We start from the raw sequence: 8,713 nt of genomic DNA, 5'->3' as shown, positions 1-8,713 counted from the left end.
AATGTACCGGTCTTACAACAATTGGCAAAAGTGCATTTTACGGCTGTACGGGCTTAACAAGTTTGGCTTTGCCTGCAAGCCTTGAAAAATTGGGAAACAGTGCCTTTGAAAATTGTACGGAAATAACAGGCACGGTAGTTTTACCTGCAAATCTTAAGATAATCAACAGTTATGCGTTTGAAAACTGCAATAAAGTCGACGCTTTCGATTTTACACAGTGTACCCAGCTTACCTCTATCGGCTACAAGGCATTTGCAGAGTGTACAAAGATAACGGAGGTGAACTTACCCGCAAGCCTTGAAACGATCGACGCCAGCGCTTTTGCAGACTGTGCGAATCTTACAACGCTTACGGTAGATGCGGCGAGTACACATTTACGCTCTAAAAACAATATCATCTACGATTACAATGAGACAAAACTCTTGTGCCGTGCGCCGAACGTAGCATCGGTTACCTTTCCCGCAACGCTTACGGAAATAGCCGAAGGTGTATTCACCAACTGTACGGGTTTAACACAAGTGGATTTTTCGCAATGTACCGGTCTTACAACAATTGGCAAAAGTGCATTTTACGGCTGTACGGGCTTAACAAGTTTGGCTTTGCCTGCAAGCCTTGAAAAATTGGGAAACAGTGCCTTTGAAAATTGTACGGAAATAACGGGCACGGTAGTTTTACCTGCAAATCTTAAGATAATCAACAGTTATGCGTTTGAAAACTGTAATAAAGTCGATGCCTTTGATTTTACGCAGTGTACCCAGCTTACGTCTATCGGCTACAAGGCATTCTACGGCTGTAAAGCGGATGCCGTATTTACGGTAAAGGAGGGCGGCAACATAAAGAACTATTTACTCAACAGCAAAAGCGGTATAAAAGCAAGCCAAATAATGGAAGTTCCCTAAGGGGAGGAAGAAAAATGAAAAAGATCGTATTGATTTCGTGTTCCAAAGAAAAAGAGCCGGGCAAACACAGGGCTGAAGATTTATACATAGGCAGCTTATATAAAAAAGAGCTTGCCTATGCTAAACACGTTATAAAACCCGATATGATATTCATTCTCTCGGATAAATATCATCTGCTCGAATTATCGACGGAAGTTTCTGATTATAAGGGTATGTTTAAGCAACAACCTGCCGCCGAAAGAAAAAAATGGGCGCAAAAAGTCCTTGCTTCGTTAAAGGAAAAGACGGACATGGAAAAAGACGAGTTCACCATACTCGCAGGGGAAAAGTATTTTCACTACCTCATCCCCGCCCTTAAAAAATATAAAACGCCCCTGCACGAAAAGGGGCGTATCGGTGAGCAAGAACATTGGCTCAAAGAAGAGCTTGCAAAACGGGGCATCAAAGTATAGCGACCTGCCCGAAAGCGGCCGGCGTTTCAACGGGTAATTTTCCGTACTGTGTAATTGATAATTCCGTTACACAGTACAAATTATCAATTACATAAGGAGGTAAAAAACACACTCAAAAGGTAAACCGCCCGGTTACACGCGCCGCTCTTCTTACGGTTTACCCTCGTCTTCCGGCGGACACCCCGCCCGAAGGTTCCGTAAACGCCTCCCGCTCTTTATTTTTCGGGTTCTTAGGGCGGAGCCCTAAGCAGTGCGAGGAAGAAGAATGGGGTCGTAGGGGCAGGAAGAAACCCCTGCCCTGAACGGGGGTGTCGTCTTGCCCCTACAAGACGGGGTCTAAGGGCTCCCCCTTATGAGGAGAACACCATGGCAAAGAAAAAGTTCGTATGGGAAGTCTATCTTCGTCCGAACACGCTTTCAAAAGATACCGAGCGCGACTGCATCGCGGACGTCCGTTTCCGCGGAGGAGCGAAGCGGAACGAAGACATCGCCGACGTCATCACAAAAGAAAGAAGCGAGTTCCGACGCGAAACCATCATCAACATTCTGAACCTTCGCGACGAAGCGGTCAAAAACTTCATTCAGGACGGCATGAGCTTTATCGACGGCATCGTACAGATCGCCCCGCGCGTTACGGGCGTGTGGAAAAACGAAAACTCGCCCTATAACGCGGCCGTACATAAGCGTACCGTAGACCTCATTCCGACGCACGACTTCAAAGCCGTCCTCGACGATATCACCGTAAAAGTGCTCGGCTTAAAAGACGATTCGTTCCGCATCACGTCGGTCACCGACACGGCGACGGGATTGTCGGACGGCACGATCACGATCGGAGACGACCTCATCATCGAAGGAGAAAAAATCAAAGTCGATGAAAACGATTCTGCACAGGGTGTGTTTTTCAAAGGAGCCGACGGCGCGGAGCACAAAACCTCCCGCCGCCTTTCGGTCAATAAGCCCGGTCAGCTCATCGCCCGCGTTCCCTCATCGCTTCCCGAAGGCAAAACGACCGTCATCGTGCGCACAAAGTACACGGGAAGCGCAACCGTATTGAAAGAGCTCCGCGAAATCGTCTGTAAACTTAGCTGCACCGCCAAAAGATAATCTCAAAGCAATCGCATCCGGCTGTCCGCTCAAAGGCAAGCCCTTTCGAGCGGATATTTTATTCGTGCACAGTCTCGATCCGATCGTATATCCCGTACCGCCCGTATAGCGCTTTACGAACTCTTCGTATACGGCGATACGCCCTTTTCGTATGCCGCGACTCGGATCTCTCGTATACCGCCCTGCGAAGCGCTCGTATACACTTGCACGAACCTCGCGTATACCCCTTCCGAAAGACCGGTCGCTTCAGCGTCCGCCCTTACAGCGCGTCGAAAAAGCCTTTAGCCTTCAAGAGTTCCGCGTTCAAAATGCCGCCGAGCGCGGCACCGCGTTTCGTATTGTGGCTCAGCGAAACGAATTTTACGTCGAACACGTTGCACGGTCGGAGCCGTCCGATAACGCAGGCCATACCTCCTTCGGTTTCACGGTCGCGCCTCGGCTGCGGGCGGTTTTCTTCGGAGCGAAGCACGATCGGATGAACGGGCGCGGACGGCAGCTGCAATTCCTGCGGAACCGAGCGATAGCTCTTCCACACGCGCGCGATCTCTTCGAGCGAAGGTTTTTTCTCCTGCGGTAAATCGAAGTCGAGGTTTACGCAGGCGGTGTGTCCGTCGACGACGGGAACGCGCGTACACGTCGACGATACGGCAGGACCTGCCGCATTGACGATTTCGCCGTCTTTGACCGAGCCGAGTATCTTCAAACATTCGCACTCGGTCTTTTCTTCTTCGCCTCCGATAAACGGCACGATATTGTCGATCATATCGAAGGACGGCACGCCGGGGTAGCCCGCCCCGCTGGTCGCCTGCAGCGTCGTCACGATCATGCGCTTGATCGGATAGCCGGATCGAATGAGGGCGTGGATAGGCATCATATAGGTTTGCAGCGAGCAGTTCGGCTTTACGACGATAAAGCCTTTATCCCAGCCGTAGTGCCGTTTTTGAAACGCGATCACGTCGAGGTGCGCCCAATTGATTTCCGGCACGAGCATGGGTACGTCGCTCGTCCAGCGGTTTGCACTCGCGTTTGAAACTACGGGAATGCCCTCCGCCGCATAGCGCGCTTCGAGCGCTTTGATTTCGTCTTTGCTCATTTCAAGCGCGCTGAATACGAACGCGCATTTGCCGAGCGCACGCGGCGCGTCGTTCGCATCCTCGACGGTAAGCTTTGCAACGCCCGAAGGGATATCCGCCCCGATGAGCCAGCGGTTTGCGACCGCTTCTTCGTACGATTTACCCGCAGAGCGCGGACTTGCCGCAACATAGCTCACTTCAAACCACGGATGATTTTCAAGCAGCGCGATATAGCGCTGACCGACCATGCCCGTCGCACCGAGCACACCTACCGGTATCTTTTCCATAATAATTCCTTAATAATTTTATTCGTCAAATATAAATTCGGCGGAGCGCAACGCACGCCTTACAATCCGCACGATGCAATCCGTACGTTATAATCCGCACACCGAAAGCGCTTCTTCGATGATTTTCTTTGCCTCGTCGTGCACATCGACGAGCGGCAAACGCACGCTCCCCGAAGGTAACCCTTTGACACGCATCGCATATTTTATCGACGTGGGATTTCCGTCGACAAAAGCCGCTTTGAAAAACGGCAGCAAGCGGTAATGGATTTTCCGCGCCGCTTCATAATCGCCGGAAAGAGCCGCCTTCACCATTTCCGTAACCGGAGCAGGTGCCGCATTCGAAACGACCGATACGACGCCGTCTCCACCGCATGCGATGAGCGGAAGCGTCATCGCGTCATCCCCGCTCAGTACGGCAAAGTCGGGATGCTTCGATTTAACCGCGGCGATAACGTCCGTCATCTGAGAAATGCTGCCGCTCGCTTCTTTGACGCCCGCGATATTCGGCAAATCCGCGATGCGCGAAAGCGTCGGCGTATCGATATTTTTTCCGGTACGACCGGCGATATTGTACACGAGGATAGGAATGCCTACGCGAGAAACCGCTTCAAAGTGCCGGAAGATGCCTTCGGATGAAGGTTTATTATAATAAGGAGTTACGACGAGAGCGGCATCGGCACCCGCCTTTTTTGCGCGCTCCGTATAGCGCACGGCATCGCGCGTATTGTTGCTGCCCGCACCGAGGACGACGGGTACTTTGACACCCCTCTCTTTTTCGAACGCACGCACTTCTTCCATTACGACATCGATGATACGCTGCTCTTCGTCTTCATCGAGCGTCGGCGTTTCACCCGTCGTACCGAGCGGCACAAGCCCGTCGATGCCCTCTTCCATTTGAAAACGGAGCAGCTTTCGGTATCCGTCATAATCGATCGAACCGTCTTCCTTCATCGGCGTAATCATCGCCGTAAATGCACCGCGTAACTGAATCATAATCGCCTCGCGTTTTCGAATTATGAACGCATTATCGCACGTTTATGCGTTTTGAGCAATGCGCCCGGAAAACGGTGCAGCGATCAGCGTGTATTCGAACAAACGGATATTCGGACGAAGCGTATCGGAAGAACCGGCTTTTCAGGGTTCCGCATCCGCTCCATTCCCCGCGATCCTCGCGGGGAACGGCTTCGCCGCCCTTACAATCCGGCGTAGGCCGTGTTCCCCGCATCTCTCTTTTATGCTATACTCGAGCCATGGCAGGCAATACGTTCGGAACAATCTTCCGCGTTACGACATTCGGCGAAAGCCACGGAAGCGCTATCGGAGTCGTCATAGACGGCTGTCCCGCAGGCATACGCATCGATGCGGACGATATACAGAGTGCGCTCGACAGACGGAAACCGGGAGCGGCCGACGGAAAACAAAATCCCGCCGTTACATCGAGAAATGAAAGCGATAAAGCGGAAATCCTTTCGGGTGTCTTCGAAGGCGTATCGGAAGGAACGCCGATCGCGATGGTAATACGAAACAATTCCCAAAAATCCGAAGACTATTCCGACCTCGCGCACGTATTCCGTCCCGGACACGCCGACTGGACGTATTTCAAAAAATACGGCGTACGCGACTGGAGAGGCGGCGGACGCTCGTCCGGGCGCGAAACGGCTTCTCGCGTCGCCGCAGGTGCCGTCGCAAACGCGGTACTGCAAACGGCGGGCATAAAAATCAAAGCGTATACGATTTCCGCAGCCGGCATTTCGTGCAAAGCACGCGACATGGACGCGGTCGAACGCACTTCTTTTCGCGCATGCGATGAGGAAGCCGCAAAATTGATGGAGGCGCGCGTAGCAGAACTGCGTATAAAAGGCGAAAGCGCGGGCGGCATCGTCGAATGTACGGCGAGCGGCGTTCCCGCAGGACTCGGTGAAACCGTCTTCGACAAACTCGACGCGGAAATTGCCAAAGCCGTTTTGTCGATCGGCGGAGTAAAAGGCATCGAATTCGGTGCGGGATTCGGCGCGGCACTCCTTACGGGAAGCGAAAACAACGACGCGATGCGCGCCGAAGGTGGAGACGTTACATTTCTTTCAAATAACGCAGGCGGCATACTCGGCGGCATATCGAACGGAAACGATATCGTTTTCCGCGCGGCGATAAAACCCGTGCCGAGCATTTCACTTACACAGGAGACGGTGCGCGAAGAAGGCGGCGCCTATTTCGACAGCGACATATCCGTCGAAGGGCGGCACGACGCATGCCTGTGTCCGAGGATCGTCCCCGTTATCGAAGCGATGACGGCCATCGTCCTCGCCGATATGCTCCTTCGAAATCGGAGTGCGCGGGTTTGAATACCGAAGGTTTAAAAGTGCCGCTGAAATGGCGCGGCACTTTTAACTTCGAGTTTTCTTTCGAAAACTCACGGATATACGTGTGCGCTCCCGCGCACGTATGCGGCATTTTCGAAAATCGACATTTTCTGCAATGCCGCATTTATAAGGAACGACAGTAAAAAGATGAGCGAACGAAAAGACGGCAAGACAAAAGGCGAACGGCAAAAAGGCAGTGGACGGAATGCTGCACGGCGGGAATCACACACACAGACCGGAAGCATCGTCCGTCGCATACGATTAATAATTATTATTTTTATTGCGGTGTTCTGCGCTTCGTTTATCGGAACTGCGGGGATCCGTCTCTATCGATTCAAACAGGCGGCTCCTCCGAGAGAGCTCACCGAAAACGAGCGAAAGCTGCTCGACGATGCGCTCGATAAAGCTTACCCCTCGCGGAACGATATCTTAAAACCGCTTCCCTACCCCGTCGTTCCGGCAAAGCTTTCCGTCGAAGCGGGCTCGGCCATCCTCATCGACGTCGCAAGCGGCAGCATCCTCTACGAAAAAAAAGCGGACAGAATCATCCCCCCTGCATCGATGACGAAGATCGCCGTCATGTACGTCGTCATGCAGGAAATCGAGCGAGGGAATATTTCCTACGGCGATATCGTACCGCTGCCGCCGGAAACGTGGGCGTGCAATATGATGCCGCATTCGTCGCTCATGTTTTTAGGCAAAGATCAAATCGTCACCGTCGAAGAATTATTAACCGGACTTGACGTGTGTTCGGGAAACGACGCGGCATACGCGCTCGCCTATTATATCGCAGGAAGTATGGATGAGTTTGTCGAACGCATGAACCGCGAAATGCGGCTTTTGGGATTGACGAAAACGCATTTTTCCGAAGCGTCCGGCTACAGCGCCGACAACGAAACGACGGCGAGGGAAATGGCCATGCTCGCACGCGTGTATATCACAAAGTTTCCGGACACTCTCGTCAAATTCCATTCGCGCCTTTCGTTTACCTATCCCCAAATCCACAATCTCCCGATCGAAGATCGAAGCAAACCGACCGCCCAGGATTTTTCAAAGGGTTTGCCCGAAAAGATCACGATGGGCATTACACAGGAGAACACTAACGCACTGCTCGGAAAGCTCGCAGGCTGCGACGGCTTAAAAACGGGCTATATCGATGAAAGCGGCTACAACCTCGCGCTCACCGCGCACCGAGGCGCGACGCGCTTTTTATCGGTAACGATGAACGGGCCGGGACGAAACAGAAGAGAGGGAGATGCGTACCGCATACAGGACGGAACGACGCTTATGGAATGGGCGTTTGCGCGCTTTGCCGACTGCAAAAAAACCGACGCCGTGCACCGCTATTTTATCCCCGTCACCGGCGCAAAAGCGCAGTGGACATACCTCACGCCCGCCTACGATTTTACCGCGCTCACCGTTCCGTTTATACTTGGCGCCTCGCCCGAAGGCGCCGCTTCCTCCGTGCGCGTGCTCGTAAACTTGCCGCGTTCGATCGACGGCGGAGTTCGTGCCGGACGCGAATACGGCAGCATCGAATACGTACTCGACGGCAAAACGCTCGAAGCGATCCCCCTCGTCGCAGACCGCTCGATCGGAAAAGCCAATCCCTTCGTTTCGGCAAGCGACGTCATTGCACGGGCAATACTCGCCCGAAAGCGGTAGTGAAAACGGTTTTAAGAACGCGATCCAAGAGTGCATACAAAACGACATCCTGCGGGAGTATTTACAAAGAAAAAGTCGGGAGGTACGATAAAAAGCATCGGCTGAAATAGCGCCTCCGCTTTTTATCTCGAGTTTGCGACGCAAACTCGACTATAGTACGGGTGCGCCGCTTGAAACTTCGCGCTTACGCGCTCGTTGCGAGGCACGCGCACAGAAAAAACTTTTTCGGAAGTTGATTCGAAGTCCGCGAAAGCGGACACGTAGAATCGGTTCTTTGCAGAACGAGCCGGAGGCTCTAACTTCCTGTAAAAGTTTTTTGAGAGGTGATGAATATGTTAATTGCCGAATACGATTATGACGTGGACATAGCCGTGCAGCGGGAAGAGGAACGGGAAATCGCATTGCAGGAAGGCATTGCACAAGGAAAACAAGAAGGTTCATACCGAAAGGCGCTCGAAACGGCAAAGCTGATGAAACAGGCAAATTGCAAACTTGATTTTATTATAAAAATGACCGGTCTCACCGAGTCCGAAGTCGAACAGCTGTAACTGCCCCTCTTCCCCTGTAAAATATATCGTTCACCATATCATGGGTTTAACCTGCCACTATAATTGTCACATTTCCAGGCTTTGAAGCTCGTTGTGTGTCATTCGTCTTCTTTCTTTTCTACAAGAATTTGAATATCATTTGTTATTTTAAAGATATCCAAAAGTTGTTTTGCATAAATTCTTGCTCTTTCAGAGCTTAAAGAACCTTCCGAATAAATATCCGTGTTGCCGATTTTTTTAGGTTCAACGAGTAAAGATTTATCCATCGAAATTACAGGATCTTTTTCATCCTTTCGATACTTATTATGTGATTTATAGATTATAT

At 51.7% G+C, this 8,713-nt stretch carries 8 protein-coding genes and 1 pseudogene; 6 read left to right on the top strand and 3 right to left on the bottom strand.

The window, feature by feature from the left end:
- From JSQ97_RS08585 to JSQ97_RS08575, 3 genes are all read left to right on the top strand, one after another.
- On the top strand, positions 1–899 hold an 899-nt coding region (locus JSQ97_RS08585), incomplete at its 5' end, for a leucine-rich repeat domain-containing protein (protein WP_205075672.1).
- A 14-nt stretch (positions 900–913) separates the two neighbouring features.
- Positions 914–1,351: a DUF6884 domain-containing protein gene (locus JSQ97_RS08580; protein WP_205075671.1), complete on the top strand. Its 438-nt coding sequence runs from the start codon at positions 914–916 to the stop codon at positions 1,349–1,351.
- Positions 1,352–1,717: 366 nt separating this feature from the next.
- Positions 1,718–2,455 carry a DUF4469 domain-containing protein gene (locus JSQ97_RS08575; protein WP_205075670.1) on the top strand — a complete coding sequence of 246 codons (738 nt, stop codon included), beginning with the start codon at positions 1,718–1,720 and terminating at the stop codon, positions 2,453–2,455.
- 259 nt (positions 2,456–2,714) lie between these two features.
- On the opposite strand, the gene asd is transcribed toward JSQ97_RS08575, so the two are convergent.
- Positions 2,715–3,815, bottom strand: coding sequence for an aspartate-semialdehyde dehydrogenase (gene asd / locus JSQ97_RS08570; protein WP_205075669.1), 1,101 nt, complete (start codon positions 3,813–3,815; stop codon positions 2,715–2,717).
- Positions 3,816–3,902: 87 nt separating this feature from the next.
- On the bottom strand, positions 3,903–4,808 hold the full coding sequence (gene dapA, locus JSQ97_RS08565) for a 4-hydroxy-tetrahydrodipicolinate synthase (RefSeq protein WP_205075668.1): 906 nt from the start codon (positions 4,806–4,808) through the stop codon (positions 3,903–3,905).
- Positions 4,809–5,065: 257 nt separating this feature from the next.
- Here dapA and aroC point away from each other — a divergent pair, with 257 nt between their 5' ends.
- The 3 genes and pseudogenes from aroC to JSQ97_RS08550 all read left to right on the top strand — a co-directional run.
- Complete coding sequence (gene aroC / locus JSQ97_RS08560; protein ID WP_205075667.1) at positions 5,066–6,157, top strand: chorismate synthase; 1,092 nt, start codon at positions 5,066–5,068, stop codon at positions 6,155–6,157.
- Positions 6,158–6,322: 165 nt separating this feature from the next.
- Positions 6,323–7,840 carry a D-alanyl-D-alanine carboxypeptidase family protein gene (locus JSQ97_RS08555; protein WP_205075666.1) on the top strand — a complete coding sequence of 506 codons (1,518 nt, stop codon included), beginning with the start codon at positions 6,323–6,325 and terminating at the stop codon, positions 7,838–7,840.
- Between the two features lie 320 nt (positions 7,841–8,160).
- Positions 8,161–8,388, top strand: a pseudogene (locus JSQ97_RS08550) (hypothetical protein); the annotation flags it as partial.
- 98 nt (positions 8,389–8,486) lie between these two features.
- On the opposite strand, the gene JSQ97_RS08545 reads toward JSQ97_RS08550, so the two are convergent.
- Positions 8,487–8,713 (bottom strand): hypothetical protein (locus tag JSQ97_RS08545; protein ID WP_205075665.1); only part of this gene is annotated, 227 nt, incomplete at its 5' end.

This window comes from Treponema sp. Marseille-Q4523, assembly GCF_016901105.1.
Taxonomy (GTDB): domain Bacteria; phylum Spirochaetota; class Spirochaetia; order Treponematales; family Treponemataceae; genus Treponema_D.
The sequence above is the reverse complement of the archived record's forward strand: the minus strand, read 5'-3'. Positions and strand labels throughout refer to the sequence as shown.

Excerpts from the sequence above, each read along its gene's own strand:
- JSQ97_RS08580 (WP_205075671.1), top strand. The coding sequence starts at position 914 with ATGAAAAAGATCGTATTGATTTCGTGTTCCAAAGAAAAAGAGCCGGGC.
- JSQ97_RS08575 (WP_205075670.1), top strand. The coding sequence starts at position 1,718 with ATGGCAAAGAAAAAGTTCGTATGGGAAGTCTATCTTCGTCCGAACACG.
- asd (WP_205075669.1), bottom strand. The coding sequence starts at position 3,815 with ATGGAAAAGATACCGGTAGGTGTGCTCGGTGCGACGGGCATGGTCGGT.
- dapA (WP_205075668.1), bottom strand. The coding sequence starts at position 4,808 with ATGATTCAGTTACGCGGTGCATTTACGGCGATGATTACGCCGATGAAG.
- aroC (WP_205075667.1), top strand. The coding sequence starts at position 5,066 with ATGGCAGGCAATACGTTCGGAACAATCTTCCGCGTTACGACATTCGGC.
- JSQ97_RS08555 (WP_205075666.1), top strand. The coding sequence starts at position 6,323 with ATGAGCGAACGAAAAGACGGCAAGACAAAAGGCGAACGGCAAAAAGGC.